We start from the raw sequence: 23327 nt of genomic DNA on the forward strand, positions 1-23327 counted from the left end.
TCTCATCAAGAATTGCGGTCAGACCGCCATCTTTTCACCAAATCGATTCCAGCTCCCACCAAAGCGACAACATTGCCCAACCTTTCTTGGTTTGCGGAAACGGTGCGGTTGATGCTTGAAGAAACTTGCTCCAAGCTCTTGCCAACTTCGGTTAAGGAGTTGACCACAGCATCCGCCTTGCGGGACTTTTCGCGGACATCTTCAACCAACAACCGGGTTTCTTGCAAAGTGAGCCGCGTTTCTTCCACTGTCGTCTCCACTTTCTCTTTCAAGCCGTTCACCGTTTGATCCAGATTGAGCATCACCTGTCTGACCGCAATGAGCGTGCGAATTAAAAAGATGGACAGCACCACGAATACGACAGCGATGACCGCCACACTAATCGTTATGATCACGATTCATTTCCCCCTCCATCAACTCCTGCTGAAAACCCATAAGGATAAGCGCTCGACACGGTGACCGGCAATCGGCCCGCAGCTGGTAGCTGTCCGGCCACCACGCGCATGCCGGCCTCTATCGAAGGACGGGTCGCCCCGTACAGCGCCAACACGGTGGAGGTGGACGGCAGTCTCACCGCATCATACGGCACATCCATGCCCATCACGATGACCCGTTTCTGTTTCATTTCCAACTGTCTGATGAGCGCCAATTGTTTAGTTTGCGCGCGCGACATACCTATCACCACCGCGTCGGCCCGTTCCGCCTTGGCTAAAAGCTCATTCACTGGCGCTTTGGCCCACTCTTCCACCCAGACCACTTCGGCTTGGTACCCTGCTTTTTCAGCCGCGGCTTTAAACGTTTGCGGCTTATTTGAAGTGACAATTAGCAGGCGAGCCGTCTTGGACGGCGCCAACGGGAGGCGCTTCTGTTTGTCTTGTAGCAAGGTAACTGCCCCTTCCGCCGTTTCCCTAGCCACAGCTTGCGCTTGGGCGCTGTTGCCGAACGGCTCCCCTTGCGCTAATTCCGGTTGGGTATGCGTGATGATTGAACGCTTGCCAATTTTTTTTGCTTTCAACAACAAAATCCGGCGAACTGATTGGTCAATCCGCTCTTCAGTGATCTTCCCTTCACTGACGGCTTGTTTGACGGCGGCAATCGTCTTTTCTTGCACATCCAATTGGTGGCAGACCAATACGATATCCGCGCCTGCTTGGATCGCTTTCACCGCCGCCCGGCTGGTTCCAAAATGATCTTTGATGGCGCCCATCTCCATGTCATCAGTGGTAATGACACCGTCAAACTTCAACTCTTTGCGCAACAAATCCGTCAACACGCGTTTGGACAAGGTAGCTGGCAAGCCCGGCGTCGGTTCAATGGCCGGAAAAACCACGTGTGCGCTCATTACCATATCCGCGCCTTTATCGATTGCTTCTTTAAACGGAACCAACTCCAAACGTTCCAGCCGTTTCCGGTCATGCGGCACTTTGGGCAAGCCTACATGGGAATCGACCGCGGTGTCCCCGTGTCCGGGAAAATGCTTTACCACAGTCAGCACACCCGCATCATGAAAACCGCGAATCATTTCTGTCCCCATCTGAGAGACCAACTGCGGGTCTTCTCCAAAGGAGCGGACACCAATTACCGGATTGCGCGGATTGTTGTTCACATCTAGCACCGGGGCCATATCCAAGTTAATGCCCATGGCTCTCAACTCGGTTCCCATCTCTTTTCCCGTCCGGTAAGCCAAATCGGGCTTGCGGGTGGCGCCCAAAGCCATGTTGCCGGGAAAAAGCGTAGCCCCTTCCTGAAACCGACTCACCCGGCCCCCTTCTTGGTCAATCGTCACAAACAACGGGATTTTCGCACCGTTGTTCATCGCCAGCGCTTGCAAGTCCTGATTAAGCTTGGCAACTTGACGGGGGTTGTCCACATTGCGATCAAATAAGATCATACCCCCGATATGGTAGTCTTTAACCAGCTTTTCAGCCTGAGCATTCACCGTGTGGGCTTGTTCAGTTGCCTCACCACGAAAGCCCATGATGAACATCTGGCCGATCTTTTCATCCAGACTCATCTGCTCGATCTTCTCATCCACCCAGGTGGTGGGCGATTCTCGCCCAGTCTGCGCTGGGGGAGAGCAAGCGGCTTGCGTAGCAAGGAGCAAACCCGACAAAACAAGCGCCCATCTTCTCCCATGTTTTAGAATCACACAATGACTCTCCCTTCTCACACTCTTCAAACAAAGCCCGCCAAGCCACGGACCGCCAATCATTTAAAACATCTGCGCAAAAATCAGTCTTTCCCCATTTTACTCGATAATCGGAACCCCGGAAACAAATGTCACTTCTCTTTCAATGAATCTACAACTTCTCTCAACCATTCGGGAGTGTCTGCGAACCATGTTGGCCGGTGGAAGTAGGTGGGAAAAGCCATTGTAGAAATGGTCTTGAATTCAATAAAATGGACAAATATGCAATAGTATAATAAAATATCGACAGAGATAAAGGGCTTATCTCCCAGATTGTAGACAAACCCAAAAAGAGCGAGATTTTTGAGAGCAGAGTGACTGGGAGCTCTGAATCAAAGCGGAGCGCCGAACGGAGGAAGAAAGTGGGCTTATGGGGCGAAAGCGCCTCGCAGAAGCGGTTGTTGCCCGCTGCCTGCGTTCGGCGGCGGAGCCACTTCCCGTCTGAGCAACTGGAAACGCGGACTCAAAAATCGGCTCTGGGCCACTTTGTCAACAGGCTATATGAGATAAAGGACCTATCTCCCACCTGTTTATATAAATTTGTGATCTGTTGAACGAGGTGAAGAAACTTGAGCACAAAATCAGTTGTGATCATGAAGGGAGACCAAACGGGACAGGAATTGCTGGAAGAAGCGTTGCGCGTTCTGGATCCCAATGTAATCGGTTTTGAAATCGATTTCCAAACCTTCGACCTTAGCTTGGAACATCGGCGGAAAACCAATAACCAAGTGGTATACGAAGCCGCACAAGCGATGAAGCGCACTGGCTTCGGATTGAAAGCAGCCACCATCACCCCTGAAGAAAAAGGGGATGTAGGTAGCCCCAATGCCATCTTGCGCAAAGAGATTGACGGCAAGGTAATCATCCGCACAGGTCGTCGGATTCCTGGCGTACGGCCCGTGGCAGGGACTTTCGCGCCGATCTCCGTAATCCGGATGGCTGTCGGCGACGCTTATGGCGCCAAAGAATGGCGGGATGGCGAAGGACTCGATGAAGTCGCGTACCGCACGGAAACCATCGATCGCAAGACCTGCCGCGCCGTAGCCGAATTCGCGTTCCGTCACGCCAAAAAAACGAACGCCAAAGTATTTGGTGGGCCCAAATACACCGTAAGCCCCGTGTATGAAGGCATGCTGAAAGAAGAAATGGATCTAGCGAGCCAAAAATATCCTGAAGTCCGGTATGAACCGCAGTTGATCGATGCGACCTACGCGCTTTTGATCAACAACTCCGGCGACCCATTAGTTATCCCCGCCCTCAACCGCGACGGTGATTGCTTGAGCGATATGGTGTTGCAACTGTTTGGCTCCATCGCCGGTTCCGAATCGATCTTGATGAGCTTTGACGATGAATTCAATCCACAAGTGATCATGGCCGAAGCTCCACATGGCACAGCGCCATCGCTCTTCGGCAAAAACGTGGCCAACCCCATGGCGATGATCTTGGCCGCCGCCTCCCTGCTCACCTATTTTGGCGATGCCAAAGCCTCTGCCGCTTCACGCGCGATTTATGAATCAGTCATCGAAACGGTGCGGGAAGGTGTGCGCACCTCCGACCTCGGAGGAAGCTCCACCACTTCCGAATTTACCAATGAAGTGATCAGCAAAGTGCAAACTAAATTGGAAGTGTGGACCACTTTGCAAGGGTTTTAAGCAAAAAGCCAACTCCTGACAAGGAGTTGGCTTTTGTTTCAGACATGCAATCAATGAAGCGGCCTTGTCGTCTCTCCGGTTTCATCACCTGAAGTGTAGGACATGAAATCATCCCATTTCCACAACGAGTCGGCCTTGTCCGGCTTCAGGGCCATTTCTTCTTTTTTGGCGGCACGCTGTTCGGCGCGTGACCATCCTGCATAGTCGACCCCCAGCACCGTGGCTAATTCGCGATCCATACAGACCAGATCATCACGTCCGATTTGTTGCAGATCGGTTTTCCCCAGCGAAATGGCCGTCAGTTTCATCTCTTCCACACAGGACTTCAAAAACTTGGCCAGATGTTCAGCGCCTTGTTCGATATTGAGGTCTTCTTTGAACTTTCCGTGGTAAAGCACGCTCTGCACCGGCGGTTCAAACGGGGACGCCAGGTTAAATTGCGTTTGTAGCATAGCTACCAAGGCGATCGAGCCGATATAAACCGCATCCGCCCCCAATGCCATCGCTTTGAGAAAATGACCCGGCGTGGTCAGTCCGCCCGCCGCAATCACTGATACCTCGTGCTTCACCCCGCGTTTTTCCAGATGGCGCACGGTTCGCGCCAAAGCGTACAACGTGGGCAATCCCACGTCATCCTGCAAAGTCGTCGGCCCTCCGTGCGTTCCCGCTTCGGCTCCGTCGACCACTATATAGTCGATCCCGCCCTCCAATGCGCAATCGATCTCATCTTCCAGATAGTGCGTCGCACATGTCTTCAATCCGACAGGCACACCGTAAGTCTGCCTCAATTTGCGCACCAGCGGCGGAAACTCTTCGGGGCGATTGACCCCTTTCAGCCGCGAATGGATGGGAGCGTCCTCCCCTTCCGGGATGTTGAAACGGCGACGGAATTCGTCATCCATCTGCCACGAAGACGTACCCATTGGCGCGGATGCTTGGGCCCCTTGGCCTAACTGAATTTCAATGGCATCGAGTTGCGAGAGGGATTCATGGTCATTCATCCACCCTCCCCGGTTGTATTGGCCGATAAAATACCGGGCCTCGCGACGCTCTTCAGGCACCAGCGGCGCTTCGCCCGAATTGGTCGCCGTACCGGCCATGCTCGCGCCCCGCGCCAACGCCTGTTTCGCTTTTAATCCTAATGCCCCGCCGTAAGACATACCCGAAATCAAGATGGGGATTTCCAGCGTGAGAGGCTTTTTCGCTTTGGGGCCGATGGTCACGCCCGTCTGTACGCGCACCCCGTCTTGCGTGGGCATACGATACAGATGAACGGGGTTGAACATCAATTGCTCCCACCGTGATAAAACGATAGGGCTACCCAACGGCCGGGGGATCGGTTTGCCCGATTCCGCCCGCATCGCCGCTTCTACAATCGCACGCAATGTCAGCTTCTGCGTAATTGTCACATAGGAAAACAAGTTCTCGGTATAAGGGTCTTGCATCATCCGGTTCATCACCGCATCCGCCACACTATTGATAATGCGGTGTACAATACGAGTCAACATAACGCTTACTCCTTTGCCGCCAATTCGGGATGGCGCTCCAGCTGTTGTTCCCAGTGAATAATGGCGCTCTCAATCGGTTGCTGCCCCGCCGTCGTCAACGTCAACCAACCCCGTTGCTCCATTTCGTTAAACAACTTGGTCTGAACCCGGTTCACCTCGTATAAACATTGTTCCAGCGTTTGCCGCAACCCCTCGTTAGCGCTGATGTGCTGTGCTTGCAGATAGTGCTGGCTCAATGTCCGCTCTGTGGTCAATAGGTCGCGAATCATGTCCCGCATCACCCATTCCATCTCGACATCCTCCTTACAAAATAACTTCATTTTCATCCGACCTTTCAATGTTGCATCCGCGCTTGTCCGCTATGGTTGCGCAACTGGTCGAGCAATTGTTGCAGATGCTGTTTGTGCATCGTTAAAGCCTCTGTCAGCAACGGCTCCCATTCCGTCTCGTTCCCTTCATTGATGACCGCTTGTGTTTTCTTGATCGACAATGCCTCCAGCTCTAGCAGTTCCTCCAATTTCAACAATTCCTCTTGCGTGAGTTGCTCCATCTGTTTTCCTCCTTATGCCGGTGTCACTCAACTTTTATCAATCCCTCTGCTCTTATCGATTAGTATGGATATTTCCTCTTCATCTTATGTCCAACAAAAAAAGCCCCGCAGGGCTTCATCTGATGGCAATCACTTTTTTCTCGGAATGCGCTGTTTGCCTTGCAAAATGTCCAAACCTAGCGCGGGATTGGATTGCACTTGGTCGGCAAATCGCTGAAGCTGGCCCATGTCGACATCGGCTTGCGTCACTTTCATCAGATATTCCAACACCGCGTTCATGCCACCTTTATCAAAAGACTCTTTGGCGCCCTCCATGATTTTGCCCAATTGCTCTTCAGTCAATACCTTGCGCCCCATGATCGTATTGATCATCTGCGCCAACTCTTTCATAGAAAACTCGTTGTTACGTGGCATCTCATTCATTCCCTCCTGTTTGCGCACTCGATACACCATATGCCACGTTTGCCCATCCCGTCCCGGGCATACGCCCAAATCAGCGCGCCCAAGTCGTGGAAAATGGACGAATCACCTATCACTTCCAACCGCCGTGCCGTATATAAAGTTGATAGTACGTTTCTATATCTCAGCGAGAAAGGATGGCTCGCATGGCTCACGCATTGAAGCTTTGCCGCTCCTATCATGTGGCGCCCCCCCACCGTCTCCATCCGTGGCAGTGCCTGTTGCTCTTTCTTTTGATTATCCCCACCATTTTCGTCTTCGTTGAAAGCTTGTACCCCTAGACGGAATCCCATTTTACCGCAATCTGGACATCCGCCTTTCCCACCGTTTGCACTGGGGCATAGAGTAAATCAACTGCTGATGAAAGTTTAAAGACTTTTATTAACCACTCTTTCATTCAGCTAAATCAGATCAAAGGAGGAATCGCTATGAGCGGTTATTATGGTGGCTTTGGCTGGAGACAGCTTCTTATCTTCCTGTTGGTGATCGCGACGATCTTCGTCTTCGTCGGATGCGGATTCGGCCATAAAGGCGGCGGTTACTGCTAAGCGATGTAACTTCGCTTGCGGCAGGCCGCATCTCTCCTGAAAGGGGGTGTAATCATGAGCGGATATTACGGCGGATTCGGTTGGAGACAGCTCTTGATCTTCCTGCTGGTTATCGCGACCATCTTCGTGTTTGTGGCTGGTTGCCATGGCAAAGGATATTGCTAAGCTAGCAGCGATGACGACCACCTGACCCGTTCAAAGGAGGGTTTCTCATGAGCGGATACTACGGCGGTTTTGGCTGGAGACAGCTCTTGATCTTCCTGTTGGTTATCGCAACCATCTTTGTGTTTGTGGCTGGTTGCTATGGCAGAGGATATTGCTAAAGCATCTTTGTCGGCGGATGCTTCCCAAATAAAATATGCATAAGCCTCCACCTCCAAAGCGTTGGTGGCCAGAATTGAAAAAAGCGCCCTCTAATCAGAGGGCACTTTTCATTATCTGCGCAACCGCACATAGGCGCGTATTCCTTTGTCCACCCAGTCCCCCCACCAAACGGGCAACGAATGGGCCCAACTTGTCCGATTTTGCTGCAACAACTGCTGAAAGCGCTCTGGACGATCTACATATACGCGGTTCCGCTTGGCTTGGCGCAATGCCTCCACCGGGCCGTCCACATCCGGCCCTACCGCATGGATTCCTACAATGGCCCCATCTCGGCGGGTGATCAGCTTGACGAGTCCCGTCATTCGCTGCCCCCGCCATACCCGAGCACCTTCATCCTCTTGCCGCGCTTGCTCCTCACTCATACCCACTGCCACTAAGGGCGGATCGGTCTTGACAATTCGGGGAGCAATGGAGTAATCGATTCGGTGTTTGGTGCCCAAAAGGGCATTCATCGTCACTCGCCTGACTTCTTCCGGCCAAACACCGCAATCTGGACGCCCATGGACTTGCGGCCCAACGGCATAGATATGGGAGCAGGAAGTCCGCATCCACGAGTCCGTAACCACCCCTCCCTCCTTGTAGGTCAATCCCAATTCCGCCAATCCCAGACTGGACACTTGGGGTAAAGACGCATCTGCCGATACGATTTCATCGGTTTCCAAGGCTTCAACCAAACCGTCAAACTGCAACTGGATGATCTTTTTGTTGGCTCGTTGCACCACTTTCACCACTTGGGTGTGGCACCGCACTCTGACTCCTTCTTGCCGCAACGATGCTTCCAAAATGGATAGGCACTCCGGATCATAGTCTGGCAACAAGTGGGCGCCTGTTTCAACCACCGTCACCTGAGCCCCTTGACGGGCAAGAGCTTGGGCCCATTCGATTCCATGCGGCGTTCCGCCCAGCACAACCCACTTTTTGGTTGGCGGCTGTCGCCAACCGGTCTCTTCTGCCACTTCCCCGGTTGCGGCTACACTTGCGGGCTCCGGAACCTCCCGGACGCGTTCCAAAGCGATGATGAATGCCTTACCCGCTAACCGCACCTGTCCAGCCACTTCTACTTCATGTTCTGTAAGAAAGCGCACGCTCCCCTTGTACACATCCACCATGCCCTCGTAGGCGAAAAAGTCCTCTTCTCCCACGCCGCCCGGGTCCAGCAAAGCCACATGGGCACCCCAGGTGACCGCTTGGCCGGCAATGACTGAGCCCAATCTCCCGCCACCAATCACAATGAGTTGATATCGCTTCATTTTTTTCGTCCCTTTCATCCAGCCTCGCCCTTTCATTTTAAAACGCTATCAAATAATTTGTGAAGAAAAGGACGAAACAAAAAACGAGCCGGGGAAACTCCCGGCTCGCTAAGTTTCAGGATAAGGCGCAACCGATTGGATCAAGCATTTACTTTGGTCTTTGCCGAGCAGATGGAGCAACATGTGATATTGTTCAATCAACATCACTTCAAAAAAACGCAAGTCTTGTTTTAATTTGTTATTTTCCTGGGTCAACCGTTTCATTTGTTGCCCCATCTGTTCCACTTGCTCTTCCAGTTGGGATATGCGGACATGGCTGAGTTCACGGGCGGACTTGCTTGGATTAGGCAATATTCGCCACCTCTTTCTCCCCATTGGCTGCTACTTTATCTTATGATGATTCCCCTATTCCGCTATCCGCATTTACCTGTTGTCCTTTCTCATTTTTAATGACAAGCTCCGGCATCCCCGCTTGTTTTCGCACCGATTGCAACATCCGCAAGAGATCTTGGTACTTGTCTTTCACTTCGTTTTCATACAAATCATAGTATTGCCGCTCTTCTTTCAGTTTGCTATTCTCCGATTCAAGCTCGCGCAAGGCTTTCTCCGCGTCAGCCAAACGTTTGGTCAGCGCTTTGACCTCATCTTTGGCCCGGCGCCCTTCCCTATCTAGCTCTTTGATGAGCGGAATCACTTGCGTCAACGACTCCAATTGATCCCCTTTTTTCTTTTTTAATTGTCTATAAACACGCTTCTTCTTCGCGTCGGCATAGGCCTTCAGGTCTTGTTGCCTAAGCACGGCATTCCAGCGAAAACCGCAGGCTCCTGGTGTTCGGTTCAACTTCCGGCCTACTTCCTCAAACGCTTCGATCTGCGTTTTGCCACTTTCGATTGCCGTTAACGCAAACTCACGCAACAGTTGGTCTTCCTCTTCTGTCCAGCGACGCCCTTTCATATCTATTCTGCCCCTCCCCTCACTTTCATCCTGTGAACAATATTTTTCTATATATATTATGTAGTCAGGAAGGGAGGATATTATGTTTCAAACTTAAAATCCCATCTCATGCAACCGGGGCAATGGGCCCACGGGAATCGACAGTTGCTCCAAGTCTGGCAACGCCATGCTCGCTTGACCTTCTGGCAAACGCTCTAAGCACAAGGCCAGCCACGCCAGCAACGCCTCCACATCCACTCCGTCGCGTTCAGGGCGGAAAGGCGACAGATAGCGATAGGCGCTTGTAGCCAATTTACGCGCTCCCCGCACTTTACCGCGCTTCAGTTGGTGCATGATCGCCGCAATCTGGATCAGTCCGTGATAGAAATCATTGTCCCGCTGTGTTTGCCAAAGCTCCTCCAACACTTCATGCGCTTCCCAATATTCTTCGGCGTGATAATGGCGGAAGAAGCTGAGATAATTGGTGTGGTACATCGCCAACTCCCTTTCCTCTCTCCAAACGCGCGGGAGACCTCGCTTTTCCCGGCGAAGGAAAATCATTCATCCGATTTCATTTTATATGAACTTGCCCGACCAAGGGAACCTTGCCTAAAAAAGGCAAAGAAAAAAGACCAGGTTCCGTTCCTGGTCACATGAAAGAGGGTCAAGATTAAGGAGTTAAAAGAAGCGTGGTAGCGTAAGCAAGAAGGTCAACCTTACTTACAGGAACCATTTTATCACGCTCCGCGAATTTTGTCGATATGGTGTCGAGGGTTGTTTTCGAACTTTTTCAATTTTGCCCTTCTTTTCAAATCACCCAACGCTTCCAAAACATAAAGATTTTCGGCGTGTTGGTTGCTTTCAGCACCTGCGCGAATTGATTTCGCAACACTTTGTTCTTCGGATCGAGGCGCATCGCCATTTTGAGATGTTTGGCCGCTTCCTCATAACGCTCCATCTCCATGAACAAACGGGCTTTCCCTAGATGGTAGCGAGGGTGCTCCATATAATATTGTTGCGCCAATTCAAAATGCAACAGCGCCTGTCCCGTTTTGCCGCGCAACAAACAAATCTCCGCAATCAAGATATGGCTCAGCGCATCGGTAGGCTCCAACTCCAACCCCCGCAACAACAAGTTTTGTGCCATGGTGATACAATCGGTGTGGGTCATCAAATAACGGGCATACTCCCGGTACCCTCTGCTGAAGTGGGGAAACCGGTGCAAAATCGCTTGATAAGACCGGCCCGCTTCCGTCAGCTCCTGTTGGGCTTCCAATATTTGCGCATACAGCAGATGCGCTTCTTTGTGATCGGGTGCAAGGGCGAGCGCGCTTTCCACAGCCTGGTGCGCCCGGCTCCAATATTGCTTTCTGACCTCCAGCACAGCCAACATCAAAAAATACTCCGCTTGAGGCTCCTCTTTGATCATGCGTTCCAGTTTTGCCCGATTGCGGCGGTAGCTCCCCGATATATACCGCTTCCCTTGTGCCTCCCTTGCGAAATCCAATTCGATAATGGGTCCGGCCACGTTTCTCTCCCCCTTTATCTAATATAAAATCCTAAGCGCAGCTACCTGATCGCGATCACAGACGCATGCGGGTCACATCGTCCGTCTCGTAACAGTCCAGCTCATCCCGCAATGTGGTGAACAATCCCGACAACGAGAGCGTAACGCGGCGCAACATTGTCGGCGGCGTCTGCCGAAAAATAATGCTGTCGCCCCGGGTGTAACTATATCGGCTGTTTTCCCAATACACTTCGTTTTGGGGATGATAGAAGAAATGAACACAAGTATGGGCGATGTTACGCAACGCTTTTTCCGCAAGCTCCTGATGAAAATCAGCACGGCGCAACACCCGGCTCACCTGTTCATAGCCCCGTTCGCAGGCGACGCTCAGATAGCGCAAATCGTGCAAAAACTCCCGAACGTACGCTTCCTGCTCTTTGGTTGGCGGTGCGAACTCACTCGTCAGCTGCGGCACGGCGGTATAATCCAAAAACTCGTTCAGTTGTGTCTTGGCCTCTTTCAAATGTTCCTTCACCAGAATGCACAGCTCTTTGGTTTGCTCGGCTGGCACGATGAAACAACCCCCTGTTGCGACAAACTACGCCCATGTTAAATTTCCACTTTTAGTATATCATATGGCCCATTTCATTTCTGCAATCAATTTAGATATTTTAAAAATAAGAAGAGAGAAAAAGACTAGGACATTAGAAGGAATTCATATTATGAAACAAGAATTTACCGAAACCAAGGCGTGTCTGATCCTTATGATATGCGTGAACGCGACTTGCCAGACACACCTAGTTTAAATCCCACTGGAGGAATGGCATATGAACACAGCTTGGCCACCCACCGATTTGGCCCAATGGAGCACACAATTCCGCTTTATCACTCCTATCCAGGTCCGCTTCTCCGACACCGACATGTTGGGGCATATCAATAATGTGAGTTACTTCAGCTACTTTGAACATGGCAGGATCGCTTATCTGGAAAAATTGGGTCTTACCCGTTTTTTATTGCAGTCCCCGACAGAGCCGGGCGGATATATTGTCACGGCCAATCTAGAATGCCAATATCTGCGAGAAATTCATTTCGGCAAAGACGTGCGCCTAGGTGTCCGCGTCAGTCGCATTGGAACAAGTAGCTTGGATATTGAATACGCTTTATTTTTGGCAGAGGAAGAAATCATCGCCGCCATCGGACGCGGCACAGTGGTCTATGTCAATCCCGCGACTGGCAAAAGCCAGCCTTTGCCTGAACAGGCGAAAGAATTGATTCGCTCCTTTGAAGAAGAACGGCCTTAATCAGCCACAACCAACACTCCCCGCACCTTCAAGGCGTGCGGGGAGGAAACACAGCTTATCTGATGGGGCGCTCCGCAACCCATAGGGGGGGCTCCAGCTATCTGTTCGATCGACGTCTTCTCCTCAAACGGGGTATTCCCCATACGATTTCCGGGCGTCAGGATATAGATTGATTGTGCTATGTATGATCATGCAGCTCCAAAAAACGGTCTTCAAACACGCTCGGCGCTTGGATGAACTAGAAAAAGCGAATGATAAATAGCAAAGGCCAGGATGAGAAATCCCTGGTCTTCTGTTACATACTCCGACATGCTCTAAAACATGTCAGTTCGTATTGATACGAATAAATTTAAGAGAATGATATTTGGATTCCGTTTCTACTGGAAGATATAAAGAAACTCATTTGTTGTTTTGGGTAGCAACGTTTGTACTGGGGGACATACATAAAGGACGATAGATTAAAAACCTATCGCCCCTTATGTTTTGCCTTTCTTTTGGCAATTTTTATCTCCCTTTTTTTCTTGGCCAATACTTCTTTCTCTTCTTTACTCAGTATTTTTCGTTCTTTTTTGCGCTCTTGCAGTTCCAATTGCAATGCCTCATGGGCATAGGTAGAGACCCCTTTTTGTTGCATCTCTTTGGCCACTTGGCGAGCGAGGCGTTTAGGGTTAACTTTTTTCTCTTTCTTTTCTATATCTACTTGGAATTTGCGTTTTTCAATATGAGCGAGCAATTTCTTGTTGACAAAATCGAGAATTTCAGTATCTTTTGGCTCTGATCCAAAAATGACTTGGCCTGCGCGTAGTTTGTTATCAATAGTTTCTTCAATAATTCCAACCCAAAATTGACCGTCATGATAAACGGTTAACTTCATTTCAGGTTCCCCCTCTAAAAAATCTGAATAATAAAGGAATGATGGACGAGCCCGAGGGGGCAAGGATACTTCATTAGGGTTTCGCACCCTAATGTTACTGGACTACCAACCAGTAATGTGATTTTTCATTCCTTTTTATATCGACTCCGTTTGTGTTCCCGTTTAGGAAAAGGGAGGCCTCATGAGAGGCCAGATCATTTCATTGCAAATCGTCCTTATTTTCTCTGATGCTTAGCTCTATTAGCTATTCACCAGATATGCCCTAGTGGTAATATTGGCACATGCGCTTTTTCGCAATCGTTTCAGCGACGATGTAATAAATCTCTTCTTCTTTTAATGCCGACACTTCACCATAGATGAGGATTTGTGCTTCTTTTTCTGTTTCCGTCAACAGCTCATGTATTTCGGGCATCCGGTCCAACACCAAGCGGGACAAGGTTACCGCTTGCATCCGCCTCACCTCTTGATGTGATGTTTATCCGCTTTCGGCCCTCCTACCATCCACACCTATTTTCCGCCGAGCAAGATCGCGTGATCCACTTTGATACAACGATCCATAACCACCATAATGCCATGTTCTTGCGCCAAGCGGGCCGCTTCCTCATTCACCACGCCTGACTGCATCCAGATTGCGCGCGGTTTCACCTTGACCGCCTCTTCTACCACAGGCAAAACCGCCTCGCTTCGCCGGAACACATCTACAATGTCAATCGGTTCAGCAATCTCATTCAAGGAAGCGTAGGGACGTTCCCCGAGAACCGGTTCTGTCAGATTGGGATTCACCGGAAAAATACGATAGCCCGCTTTTTGCAATGCTTCCGCAATCAGATAACTGGTTCGCTCCGGATTGTTGGAACAACCGACGACGGCAATGTTTTTGGCAGTTGCCAGCAATTCTTTTCTTTCCTGATCCGATGGATTTTGAAACATGTGATTATCCTCCTTCATTCCGATCGTGATTGGTTAGTCCTAGACCGAACCGTTGCATGATTTTTTTGCCGAATTCTTGCAAATGAAAAGGGCCGCCCTGTTGTTGCATATAAATATGTTTCACCATCTCAATCAACCAAACAGGCAGTTTTTTTCCCTTGATTAAACTGTAAAACGCATTATATCCCTCAACAAGATGATCCCATCTCTTGTCATCACCGGGGTTCAAGTATTCAGAGACATCAATCACCTTGGCCTTATTTCCTTGCAGAATCACGTTTTTCAAATGAATGTCCCTCGGATTGAGCCCCTTGCTCCTTGCAAATCGGCGCGCTTCTTCCACTTGCTCGATCACCTGCTCTGGAATGGTGATTCCCCGCTCCAAACATTGGTACAGCGTGGGACCCGGTTCATAACTCAACGCCAAGTAATTGGTTCCACTCCCACGTAAGCAAGCGAAGTACGGCGAATTTCCCAAGCGTTCATACACTTGTTTTTCCTGTTCTTTTTTGGCGAGCCGATCTGGCGCGTAACATTTGAACACCAGGTCAGGATAGTTGGGATGCTGGACGACCACCGCATCCGTACCAACGCCGATCAAGCAAAAAGGTGACGGGATATATTCCACATCCACTAATTCATTTCGGTCATTCGCATGAACGATGATTTCCTTTAAGCTTGCGTCAAGCTTGTCATCCATTCCGGATCCTCCTGTGATTGAGTGTGCCCCTGTACCGAATCAAAGATTTCTATTATTCTATAGACAGTATTTTCCCGATTGGAGTGAAGAACATGCGCCAATGTTATAAGTTATTGGCATCTCTTTTGCTTGGGGATAGCTTCTTGTTTATCTATTTTTCATGGCAAGGGCGCGTCACTCACCAGATGCCGTTGGATGTGCCGTCGGTGTTGACTACGGCCGCTCCCTTCCTCATCGCCTGGTTCATGGTCGCATTCTCTATGGGGCTTTATCGCGCTCCGCATCGCCAACCGCTACTGTCGGGTTGGCTCCAGTTGTGCGGCGCGGTTCTGATCAGCACTTGCTTGGGAACCGCGCTCAGGGCTTGGCATCTGAATCGTCCTTTCGACTGGCTGTTTCTATGCATCACCGCCCTCTTCATGTTGGCCGCTTTCTCGCTGTGGCGGCTGGGATGGTGCTGGGTTGTCCGACGCTGGCTGGCTACGTCCTCCAACTAAGTCAATAAAGAGCTAAACCAATGCACTGACCCCGATCAGGATGGCTACCCACACCCCGGTCGCCCACCACATCACGCGCACTGTTTGCAACAGATGCTTGGCCTGGCGCGGTTCGATCGGGTCTCCCAGCCGCGCCCGTTCTGACAGGCGCCCATGGTAAACATTTACCCCACCCAATTGGATATGGAGTGCTCCCGCAACTAATGACTCGGGTATTCCGCTGTTGGGGCTGGGATGAAGATGGGCATCGCGACGGTAAGTGCGCCAAGCCTGTCTGACATCTAAGCGCATGATCCAAAACACCAATAGCAAGACCCCAATTGTCATGCGGGCAGGGATAAAGTTGCACAAGTCATCCAGGCGAGCCGAAGCTGTCCCCAGATGAAGATAACGCTCAGAGCGGTAACCCACCATCGCATCCAGCGTGTTCACCGCCCGATACGCCATCGCCAGAGGCGCCCCCCCGATGGCCGCAAAAAACAGCGGTGCCACGACGGCGTCGACCAGATTTTCGGCGACGGTTTCCACCCCCCCGCGCACCACCTCTCCTTCATCCAACCCTTCCGTTTGCCTGCTGACGACCATCGCCAGCTGGCGCCTCGCTTCCTCCAGTTTCTGCTTGTTAAGCGCGCGGTATATGTTCAACCCTGCTTCAGCCAATCCTCGGGGCGCAATCGCCAGCCAAATCATCATCGCTTCCAGCATCCCTCCAGCCAGCGGTTGCCAACCATAGGCCAGATGCACCAATCCCGCGCTAACCGCCCAGACTCCACCCACGACCACGATAGGGAAACTGAGCCCAAGCCAACGAATGGGGACACGATGAGTCTCATTAGACCACCCTCTCTTCTCCAGCCACCAGCCAATCCCCCGATCCATCCAGGAAATCACTTTTCCCATCCCCACTACTGGATGGGGCAACCATCGCGGATCTCCGCACATCACATCTAGCAGGCAGGCGAACAATATGATTAAGCCCCAATCCATCTTCCTCACCGCTTTCTGCGCCGTTCGTTTTCCACCGCTTCTGTTACTCCCGCATACACCGTCCGCGCAATCGCTTGCCCAAGCGGACTCAGGGTGCCGGCATACGGATGAATGACCCCATCCTGGATGTTCCCCGTGGCGGCGATAACCACTGCGTCGGTCGTCGTCCCTGTCGCCACCAGCCCTTTGGAATCTGTCACTCCCAAATCGGCTAAAGCCGCTGCTTTCGCTTCTGTGGCCGTGATCACCCCGCCTACCAGCGCGGCTGGAGCGACAGCCCCCTCAATCAACAACAAGATATTGATTGTACCAGGCATGCCAAAAGAGGGCTCCCTAAACGTGGGCCCCTTCTGCCCGGCTCGTGCTGCATTCCCGATCCCAGCCGTCACCCATGTCCTCAATCCAAATGTCGGTGCCTCCGCTGTTTGTTCGCTACCCAACGTCAAATCAGCCGCGGTCAGCAATACGACTGTTCCTTCTCGCGGTATGCCCCGCGCGGCCAACCATTCGTTGATCTCCTTCGTGGGGTCAAGCGCGTCATATTGTTTATCTACATGGCGATTGATGATGCGCACCGCATGTTGCACACCTCCGCCAACCACCGCACTACTCAGGCAAGTGAGGGGTTTTGCTGCGACCAGCTGAATCATTTCCGCGTCCCATTGCACTGTCAGCCGGCTTTCCTGTGGTAACATCCCACTCACTCCTCCCGTTCTTCCCCAAACTTCCTCACGACTTGCCACTCCGTTCCAGTACGTTCTACCAGCCAGCCTTGACCCGTCTGCAACTCCGGCTCCCAAAAAGACTCCCAATCGCGGCGAATCATCCGCGCCCAAAACCATCGCATCGGCCCACCATGCGTCACAACGCAAACCGTCTCTCCACGATGCCGCTTGATCGCCTGCCGAACCCATGCCATCAAGCGCTGGTCCAGGTCACGTAGGGTTTCACCGTCTGGAGGAGCATGAAAAAAAGGATTTTCCAACCATTTGCCTACATGTTCGGGATCAGTGCCCATCAGTTCTTCATAGGTTCGCCCTTCCCAAGCGCCAAATGAGCACTCGCGCAGTGCCGGCGTGAAATGGATGGAAAGAGACGGGTGAGCCTCTTTGATGGCTTGCGCTGTTTCGGCGCATCGCTGCAGATCACTGGCATAGATGGCATCCAGCTTCAAATCCGCCAATTGGCTGGACAGTTGCAACGCTTGCTTCTTTCCAACCTCCGTCAACGGTTCATCCAGTTGTCCGCAGTATCTTTTGTCGCGATTGGCTTTCGTTTCCCCGTGCCGAATCCAAACCCATTTCATCCCAGTTTCACCCCCAACGTAAAAAAGAGCAATGCGGCGATTTCAGCCCCTTCAATCAAAGCCCCGTATATGTCGCCCGTGCAACCTCCCAACCGGCGAACCGCCGTTTTACCGAGGTACCAGGTCAAAACGAACACAATGCCCAACAAGGCGATGCCTTCCCACTCCCACCACCAGATCAGGGGGAGAATGGTAAAAAAACTGGCCGCATTCATGCGCCGCAAAGTTAAGGATTCTTTCAAGCCGCTTCCCAATCCTTGCGCTTGGGCATAAGGAAACACGAAGATCGCCACAACGGCCGCAAAGCGCGCGAGCATTACCGAACTAGCCCAAGCAAAAGCTCCGTTCCAGACATGGTACTGTAAGAGATAATACAATGTGGCCGTTTTCAACAACAGAGCGAGAACGCCGGCTAACACTCCCATCGCTCCGACACGCGGATCTTTCATGATTTGGCGTGTGCGCTCGGGATCACGATTGGCCCCAAACCCATCGGCGGTATCCATCAGGCCATCCAAATGTAATCCGCCAGTGAGATAAACCAAACATCCCACATCTAGTACCGCACGCACCATCTGCGGGAACCATCGGGCCACTAGCCAATCGAAACAGACCAACAACAAACCCAATAGCGCCCCCACCACGGGATACCACATCGGACTGGTCCGATGATCTCCCAACAGCCATCGCCGCGGCATGGGCAATCGGGTCAAAAACGCAACTGCATGTGCAAAACCGCTCATCCTTTCACTCTCCACGGCACACCAGATACGACAAACCACACTTCATCCGCCCGTAGTGCCACTTCCTGATTCACCCAGCCAAGCGCATCTTGGAAACACCGGCCAATCGGATGCATCGACACACCGCCTAAACCTACCTCATCGGTCACGATCACCGCATCTCGCGCCGCCAGACGGTCAAGCCAGGCATGCACATGCGATTCTACCTGCGCCAGCCTCCGGGAGCGCCAACGCGAAGGGTCTTCCCCTTCCGCGAGAGGTTCGCTCATTAACAGATTGCTGACCCAAGCCGTAAGGCTGTCAACCAACAGTACGCTACCCGTGGGGATCTCTGTGATCACTCCCACCAAATCAAACGCTTCCTCCTTCACTTCCCACTCTTTGGGCCGTTGCCGCTGATGGGCTATCACACGTGCCTTCATCTCATCGTCCACCACTTGGCTTGTTGCCAAATAGACGACCGGTTTCCCCTCTTTCACACACAACGATTCGGCGAAACGGCTTTTGCCAGAACGCACGCCGCCCGTTACCAATCGAATTCCCATCGTTTCCTCCTCAATCCATGCATGACCGCAAAACAGCGAGCAGCCGGTCATTCTCTTCCGGTCTTTTGATGGCAATACGGAAATAATCATCCCCCAATGCTGGATAATTGGCGCAACTCCGGATCAGGACACCTTGGCTGGCGCAGGCGTGTTGAAGTTGCCGCGCGTCAATCTTGCCGCCGTTGACCCTTCCCAACAGATAGTTGGCTTCGCTTGGGAAAAACGCCATTTCCGAAAACTGAGCCAATTCTCCAACCATCCGCGCGCGCTCTGGCTCAAGCCAGCGACGCACCGCCAACGCGTGCGCGCGATACACTTCCGGGCGCATCACCTCTTCTCCCGCAATCTGCGCCAAGCCATTCACATTCCATGGCGTCCGCATCAAGCGCAACCGCGCGGCGACTTCAGGGGCGGCCACCGCATATCCCAACCGCAGGCCGGGCAAAGCGAAGAATTTCGTCAAAGAGCGCAACACAATCACCTGTGGATGGGCAGAAATCAACCGCACCGCTGAACGTTCTTCACCATCGGCCACGAAATCGAGAAACGCCTCATCCACAATCAACCAAGTCTGCCACCGCTTCGCCCCTGCCGCCATCTTCTCCATTAGTCCGGCGGGGAGCAGATGGCCAGTGGGATTGTTCGGCGTCCCTACAAAGAGCGCATCCACTTCCTTCATCAATGCCTCCACCGCAGACGGCTCCGGCAGAAAACCTTCTTCCCAGCAAGTATGAATGGAATGCACGGGTATTCCCCGCTTTGTGGCACTGTCCGCATATTCGGCAAAAGCGGGCTGAATCACGCCGACCTTCTGTGGCGACAAGGCCTGCACCAACAAATCGATGAGTTCAGCCGCTCCATTACCCACGATCACCCCCTCGGCATCCATTTCGTGAAACTGGGCAATCATCCGCCGTAGCACGCGAGCGTCCGGATCGGGATAACGACTTAACACAGGGACCCCAGGCTCTCTGAGCGCCTGATTTAAAACATCCAACACACTGGACGGGGGGCCGTAAGGATATATGTTTGAACTGAAATCAAGCCATGCATTTTCTTCGATTGAGAACATCGCTTGGGCTGTGGCCAGATCCCCGCCGTGCCCAAAACGTTCGATCATCATCTCTGTCCTTCCCTTCTCTTTTCCCTTCGTTAACCCCTTTTTTAACCTTGCGGTGACCTTTTCAAAGTCTGCCATTTCATCATAACACGCCAGACAGGCACGCTCAGCCCCATTTGTAAAAAAGCGCACTCTCACCATGGAAAGAATGCGCTTTTTTATAAAACCTCTTTAAAATGACGCTTGTCTTCGAATAAGATCAACAAAGACACCTTTTCATCGTCAGGAGAATGCCTATGGCTGACAACGTGCATTTTCGTTCACGTTTCTTCACCAAAGAAGAAATTCGTGAAAAAGAAGATTGGTTAAACGAACATTTCAACCGCGGCTATGCCATTGCCACTCTCACCGAGTTGGAAACGGGTTATTTCGCTCATTTGATCCATGATCCTGCCCACCGCCTGCTCACCCGCGCCCGCTTCTTTTATCGGGGCATGGAAGAAAGCATGGATGCGTGGCTCACCTCAAAACACGAGGATGAATGGCAACATGACATCCATGCGGTAAATGACGGATACTGGGTTGTGATCTATCGGCAAAATCCCGCCATCCCACTTCCCGCCTCCAAGCTGTTGTTGATACAATGCGTGGAGTTATGGTGGCTATGGCTGATTGGCACCCTGTTCTTCGCCCTGCTCTATTTCACCAAGTGACGGGTTTGGTTCAGGCAAACCCAGATCGGCGAAGGTGGCCATTTCCCTGGCCAATCCCACAGCTGAATCAAACAGCGGAAAGCTGAGCGCTGCGCCGCTCGCTTCTCCCAACCGCATGCCGGCCGCAATGAGTGGCTCCAAACCCAATTCTTGCAACAGCACAGCATGAGCCGGTTCCACCGACAAATGGGAAGCAAATAACACGTCTTTGACCATCGGTTCTAATCTTACGGCAACGAGGGCGGCGGCGGTGGAAATCAAACCATCCATCACCGCCGGCAATCCCTCTTGCGCCGCCCCCAAATAGCACCCTACCATGCCCGCAATTTCTAATCCACCCAGTTGAGCCAACACTTCGAGCGGACGACTAGGGTCGGGGCGATGAGTGGCAAGCGCCTGTTTGATCGCCTGTTGCTTTTTAGACAAACTTTCGTCGGAGACCCCCGTGCCGCGGCCAGTCAGGCGCTCCACCTCCAACCCGGTGAGCGCCGCGGTCAAAGCTGCCCCCGAAGTCGTATTGCCGATACCCATCTCACCAACAGCCAGCAGGCGCGTTCCTTCTGCCTTCAATCGGCGAACTACGTCCAGTCCGGCCTGAATGGCTTGCTCCGCTTCATTCAGGCTCATCGCCGGAGCAACCGTGAAATTAGCAGTGCCCTTGCGCACCCGTCTGTCCACTACGGGAATTGGCACTTCATCCAACAAACTCCCGACATCAACCACTCTCACTTCTGCTCCATGCTGGCGAGCTAGCACATTGACCGCGGCTTTGCCTTTGGCGAAATTATGTATCATCAATCCAGTCACGGCCTGCGGATAGGCACTCACCCCTTCTTCCGCGATGCCATGATCCCCGCACATGATGACAATCGCTTTTTGACCAATATCAGGATGCAATTGTCCAGTGATACCGGCTAGCCTAACATAGATCTGTTCCAACGCACCCAAGCTACCCAACGGCTTGGTCAAATTGTCCACATGCCGCTTTGCTTGTCTCTGAACTTCTTCATGCAGTCGTTTGTGATTTATCTGACGCACCACGATGCCCCCCCTTTTTATGTTCGCACCAGCTTGATGATCTCTGTCAACCGCTCGGGATGACAGGCGATCAGGGAAGCGTCGGGATCGATGCCGTCAAACGCTTTGCCCCCATAATCGACGGTGACGGCTCCCGCTTCACGGGCCAGTAGCATTCCCGCATACATGTCGACTCCACCGGAACGGTAGACCACCATGGCGTCAATCTGCCCTTGTGCCAACAAACTCCAAGCGATCCCAGGTGCCCAGAGGCGCAACACCCGCTTACACCGTTGTTCCAAGGCTTGGCGCAAAGCCAAAGAGCGTTCATCCCCCTGTACATGATGTCCCTGTACCCAGGCGACAGTGGGGCGCTTGAACGATTGGGGTGCGATGATTAGCGGTTTGCCGTTGACTGTTGCCCCTTCCCCTTTTACAGCAACATACAACCGTTCTAAATGCGAATCATAAATGACTCCCAACACGGGCTCATCGCGATAAAAACAGGTGATGCACACCGCATACACCGGCAAGCCGATCGCATAGTTGTTGGTACCGTCCAGCGGATCGATCATCCAGGACCAATCGGGATCATCCCCACCTTGCCAGCCAAACTCCTCGCCCAAGATGCGGTGACTTGGAAACCGCTTCCTGATGACGGACACGATCCATTCTTCCGCTTGGCGGTCAATCTCCGTCACGATGTCACCGTATTCCCCTTTGGCTTCGATCTCCTTGTCGAGCAGAAAAGCTTCCTTCGCCAATTTCCCAGCCGCAACCGCCAATTCTTCGGCGGCCGCGCGCGCCTCACGCACCACTCGTTGCCACTCCACTTGATCGCCTCCTGTCAACAAACCGCTCACGCCTGACGGCGTTGTATCCAGCATACTAGAGTAAATTTTTCCACTAGGGCGTGTCTGATGAATAGGCCAGCGGCTCCCAAACCATTTTCTCATTCGCTTCACTTGTGCATCGGCGCTCCTCGAGAAAAGGTTTTTCCGCCGCTTCTTCCCCACCAACTTGATTTGCCAGACACACCCTAGTCAAGCTTGGCGCTGTTGGCTACTTTTTACTATCATCACGGCCATCCGGTATGTGTCCGCGTCGATCATCCCATACGATTTCATTTCCCGCAATTCATCTAAGATCAACTCACAATCGCCGAGATGATCCCCGGTGTAAATGACGGTCCCGAATTGCTTCAATAGCTTGCGCACATCCGCGAACGTCCGCATCAGATTCCCTCCCTTATGATACAATAGTTGCAACTCAATCATGAAAGGTGTGTCCCCATGTACCGATCATCATTCATTCCCATCAAACGATTAGCCGGTCAATTGATTTTGTCGCAACGTCACAACAATTGGGGAGCCACCTTGACAACCAAAGAGTTGATTTTTCAACGTCCCCATTTATCCTACCATATTTTTTTAGATGACATTTTGGGCCTTGTCCCCTATCCCCTGCCAACCAACCAGCGCGGAACCCACTCGGTGGTCGGCTGGCTTGAGCCCAATCGGCACCGCGATTTTTACAAGCTATCCGTCGCCCATCTTCATCTGGTCAACCGCCAAGGTGCGTTCACCCAAGATACCGCGGACTTGATCATTCCCCTCAACAGCCGTTTTATCCATTTTTTAAGCCAAGTGACCAATTTAACGCTGTTGCCATAAT

General features: G+C 52.0%; 31 protein-coding genes. 5 read left to right on the forward strand and 26 right to left on the reverse strand.

Translation table 11 applies throughout. The features are described from left to right. Positions 1–5 precede the first annotated feature (5 nt). Together CLV36_RS02290 and nagZ are read right to left on the reverse strand one after the other, a co-directional pair. Complete coding sequence (locus tag CLV36_RS02290) at positions 6–395, reverse strand: DUF948 domain-containing protein (RefSeq protein ID WP_181352780.1); 390 nt, start codon at positions 393–395, stop codon at positions 6–8. Continuing rightward, a complete protein-coding gene (nagZ, locus tag CLV36_RS02295) occupies positions 392–2149 on the reverse strand; it encodes a beta-N-acetylhexosaminidase (protein ID WP_181352781.1) in 1758 nt (585 codons plus the stop codon). The genes CLV36_RS02290 and nagZ overlap by 4 nt, the downstream gene beginning before the upstream one ends. Positions 2150–2781: 632 nt before the next feature. On the opposite strand from nagZ, the gene CLV36_RS02300 reads away from it, so the two are divergent. Beyond that, on the forward strand, positions 2782–3840 hold the full coding sequence (locus CLV36_RS02300) for an isocitrate/isopropylmalate family dehydrogenase (protein WP_054096026.1): 1059 nt from the start codon (positions 2782–2784) through the stop codon (positions 3838–3840). A 50-nt stretch (positions 3841–3890) separates the two neighbouring features. Here the strand turns inward: CLV36_RS02300 and CLV36_RS02305 are convergent, their stop codons facing one another. The 11 genes from CLV36_RS02305 to CLV36_RS02355 form a co-directional block, all read right to left on the reverse strand. Continuing rightward, entirely contained in the window at positions 3891–5348 is a 1458-nt protein-coding gene (locus CLV36_RS02305; protein ID WP_106341603.1) for an FMN-binding glutamate synthase family protein, read from the reverse strand. 5 nt (positions 5349–5353) lie between these two features. Then, the gene (locus CLV36_RS02310) at positions 5354–5638 is read right to left on the reverse strand and encodes a spore coat protein (protein WP_181352782.1); all 285 of its coding nucleotides are present in this window, start codon (positions 5636–5638) and stop codon (positions 5354–5356) included. A 44-nt stretch (positions 5639–5682) separates the two neighbouring features. Then, on the reverse strand, positions 5683–5898 hold the full coding sequence (locus CLV36_RS02315) for a hypothetical protein (RefSeq protein ID WP_106341605.1): 216 nt from the start codon (positions 5896–5898) through the stop codon (positions 5683–5685). Positions 5899–6027: 129 nt separating this feature from the next. Beyond that, positions 6028–6312 carry a hypothetical protein gene (locus CLV36_RS02320; protein ID WP_146130577.1) on the reverse strand — a complete coding sequence of 95 codons (285 nt, stop codon included), beginning with the start codon at positions 6310–6312 and terminating at the stop codon, positions 6028–6030. Positions 6313–6317: 5 nt separating this feature from the next. Then, complete coding sequence (locus CLV36_RS17135) at positions 6318–6650, reverse strand: hypothetical protein (protein ID WP_106341607.1); 333 nt, start codon at positions 6648–6650, stop codon at positions 6318–6320. A 689-nt stretch (positions 6651–7339) separates the two neighbouring features. After that, positions 7340–8539 carry an FAD-dependent oxidoreductase gene (locus CLV36_RS02330; RefSeq protein ID WP_181352783.1) on the reverse strand — a complete coding sequence of 400 codons (1200 nt, stop codon included), beginning with the start codon at positions 8537–8539 and terminating at the stop codon, positions 7340–7342. Positions 8540–8647: 108 nt separating this feature from the next. Continuing rightward, positions 8648–8890, reverse strand: a complete 243-nt coding sequence (locus tag CLV36_RS02335) for a hypothetical protein (protein WP_106341609.1) — start codon at positions 8888–8890, stop codon at positions 8648–8650. Between the two features lie 40 nt (positions 8891–8930). Next, on the reverse strand, positions 8931–9494 hold the full coding sequence (locus tag CLV36_RS02340) for a hypothetical protein (protein ID WP_106341610.1): 564 nt from the start codon (positions 9492–9494) through the stop codon (positions 8931–8933). Positions 9495–9587: 93 nt separating this feature from the next. Continuing rightward, positions 9588–9968, reverse strand: a complete 381-nt coding sequence (locus CLV36_RS02345; protein WP_181352784.1) for a DUF309 domain-containing protein — start codon at positions 9966–9968, stop codon at positions 9588–9590. Between the two features lie 313 nt (positions 9969–10281). Further along, positions 10282–11001 carry a tetratricopeptide repeat protein gene (locus CLV36_RS02350; protein ID WP_102993171.1) on the reverse strand — a complete coding sequence of 240 codons (720 nt, stop codon included), beginning with the start codon at positions 10999–11001 and terminating at the stop codon, positions 10282–10284. 55 nt (positions 11002–11056) lie between these two features. After that, positions 11057–11551, reverse strand: a complete 495-nt coding sequence (locus CLV36_RS02355; RefSeq protein WP_181352785.1) for a DUF3907 family protein — start codon at positions 11549–11551, stop codon at positions 11057–11059. Between the two features lie 256 nt (positions 11552–11807). Here CLV36_RS02355 and CLV36_RS02360 point away from each other — a divergent pair, with 256 nt between their 5' ends. Beyond that, complete coding sequence (locus CLV36_RS02360) at positions 11808–12281, forward strand: acyl-CoA thioesterase (protein ID WP_106341613.1); 474 nt, start codon at positions 11808–11810, stop codon at positions 12279–12281. Positions 12282–12747: 466 nt separating this feature from the next. On the opposite strand, the gene CLV36_RS02365 is transcribed toward CLV36_RS02360, so the two are convergent. From CLV36_RS02365 to CLV36_RS02380, 4 genes are all read right to left on the reverse strand, one after another. Further along, positions 12748–13155 (reverse strand): YjdF family protein, encoded by a 408-nt coding sequence (locus CLV36_RS02365; RefSeq protein WP_106341614.1) that lies wholly within the window; start codon positions 13153–13155, stop codon positions 12748–12750. Between the two features lie 262 nt (positions 13156–13417). Beyond that, entirely contained in the window at positions 13418–13606 is a 189-nt protein-coding gene (locus tag CLV36_RS02370) for a hypothetical protein (protein WP_102993175.1), read from the reverse strand. 56 nt (positions 13607–13662) lie between these two features. Further along, a complete protein-coding gene (locus tag CLV36_RS02375; protein WP_022736896.1) occupies positions 13663–14085 on the reverse strand; it encodes a CoA-binding protein in 423 nt (140 codons plus the stop codon). 4 nt (positions 14086–14089) lie between these two features. Continuing rightward, on the reverse strand, positions 14090–14785 hold the full coding sequence (locus tag CLV36_RS02380; protein WP_106341615.1) for a serine/threonine protein kinase: 696 nt from the start codon (positions 14783–14785) through the stop codon (positions 14090–14092). A gap of 92 nt (positions 14786–14877) precedes the next feature. Here CLV36_RS02380 and CLV36_RS02385 point away from each other — a divergent pair, with 92 nt between their 5' ends. Then, the gene (locus CLV36_RS02385) at positions 14878–15282 is read left to right on the forward strand and encodes a DUF3054 domain-containing protein (RefSeq protein WP_106341616.1); all 405 of its coding nucleotides are present in this window, start codon (positions 14878–14880) and stop codon (positions 15280–15282) included. 12 nt (positions 15283–15294) lie between these two features. Here the strand turns inward: CLV36_RS02385 and cbiB are convergent, their stop codons facing one another. Genes cbiB through cobD form a run of 6 tightly spaced genes read right to left on the reverse strand, consistent with a single transcriptional unit; the run spans position 15295 to position 19986 of the window. Next, positions 15295–16269 (reverse strand): adenosylcobinamide-phosphate synthase CbiB, encoded by a 975-nt coding sequence (gene cbiB, locus CLV36_RS02390; RefSeq protein WP_106341617.1) that lies wholly within the window; start codon positions 16267–16269, stop codon positions 15295–15297. Between the two features lie 5 nt (positions 16270–16274). After that, on the reverse strand, positions 16275–16964 hold the full coding sequence (locus CLV36_RS02395) for an adenosylcobinamide amidohydrolase (protein WP_106341618.1): 690 nt from the start codon (positions 16962–16964) through the stop codon (positions 16275–16277). 5 nt (positions 16965–16969) lie between these two features. After that, a complete protein-coding gene (locus CLV36_RS02400; protein ID WP_106341619.1) occupies positions 16970–17575 on the reverse strand; it encodes a histidine phosphatase family protein in 606 nt (201 codons plus the stop codon). Then, complete coding sequence (gene cobS, locus CLV36_RS02405; protein ID WP_106341620.1) at positions 17572–18318, reverse strand: adenosylcobinamide-GDP ribazoletransferase; 747 nt, start codon at positions 18316–18318, stop codon at positions 17572–17574. Before cobS ends, CLV36_RS02400 begins: the two co-directional genes overlap by 4 nt. Further along, on the reverse strand, positions 18315–18863 hold the full coding sequence (gene cobU / locus CLV36_RS02410; protein WP_181352786.1) for a bifunctional adenosylcobinamide kinase/adenosylcobinamide-phosphate guanylyltransferase: 549 nt from the start codon (positions 18861–18863) through the stop codon (positions 18315–18317). Before cobU ends, cobS begins: the two co-directional genes overlap by 4 nt. 10 nt (positions 18864–18873) lie before the next feature. After that, positions 18874–19986 (reverse strand): threonine-phosphate decarboxylase CobD, encoded by a 1113-nt coding sequence (cobD, locus tag CLV36_RS02415; RefSeq protein WP_181352787.1) that lies wholly within the window; start codon positions 19984–19986, stop codon positions 18874–18876. 233 nt (positions 19987–20219) lie between these two features. Between cobD and CLV36_RS02420 the strand changes: the two genes are divergently transcribed. Further along, positions 20220–20636 carry a hypothetical protein gene (locus tag CLV36_RS02420; RefSeq protein ID WP_106341622.1) on the forward strand — a complete coding sequence of 139 codons (417 nt, stop codon included), beginning with the start codon at positions 20220–20222 and terminating at the stop codon, positions 20634–20636. Here the strand turns inward: CLV36_RS02420 and cobT are convergent. The 3 genes from cobT to CLV36_RS02435 all read right to left on the reverse strand — a co-directional run bounded on the left by cobT (position 20586) and on the right by CLV36_RS02435 (position 22888). Continuing rightward, a complete protein-coding gene (gene cobT / locus CLV36_RS02425; RefSeq protein WP_245888263.1) occupies positions 20586–21674 on the reverse strand; it encodes a nicotinate-nucleotide--dimethylbenzimidazole phosphoribosyltransferase in 1089 nt (362 codons plus the stop codon). The genes CLV36_RS02420 and cobT overlap by 51 nt on opposite strands. 17 nt (positions 21675–21691) lie before the next feature. After that, complete coding sequence (locus CLV36_RS02430) at positions 21692–22609, reverse strand: inositol monophosphatase family protein (RefSeq protein WP_245888271.1); 918 nt, start codon at positions 22607–22609, stop codon at positions 21692–21694. An 87-nt stretch (positions 22610–22696) separates the two neighbouring features. Further along, a complete protein-coding gene (locus CLV36_RS02435) occupies positions 22697–22888 on the reverse strand; it encodes a YqgQ family protein (RefSeq protein ID WP_106341679.1) in 192 nt (63 codons plus the stop codon). Between the two features lie 57 nt (positions 22889–22945). Here CLV36_RS02435 and CLV36_RS02440 point away from each other — a divergent pair, with 57 nt between their 5' ends. Beyond that, positions 22946–23326 carry a hypothetical protein gene (locus CLV36_RS02440; RefSeq protein WP_106341625.1) on the forward strand — a complete coding sequence of 127 codons (381 nt, stop codon included), beginning with the start codon at positions 22946–22948 and terminating at the stop codon, positions 23324–23326. Position 23327: the final 1 nt, after the last annotated feature.

The organism is Laceyella sediminis (assembly GCF_003003125.1).
In the GTDB taxonomy this organism is placed as follows: Bacteria; Bacillota; Bacilli; order Thermoactinomycetales; family Thermoactinomycetaceae; genus Laceyella; species Laceyella tengchongensis.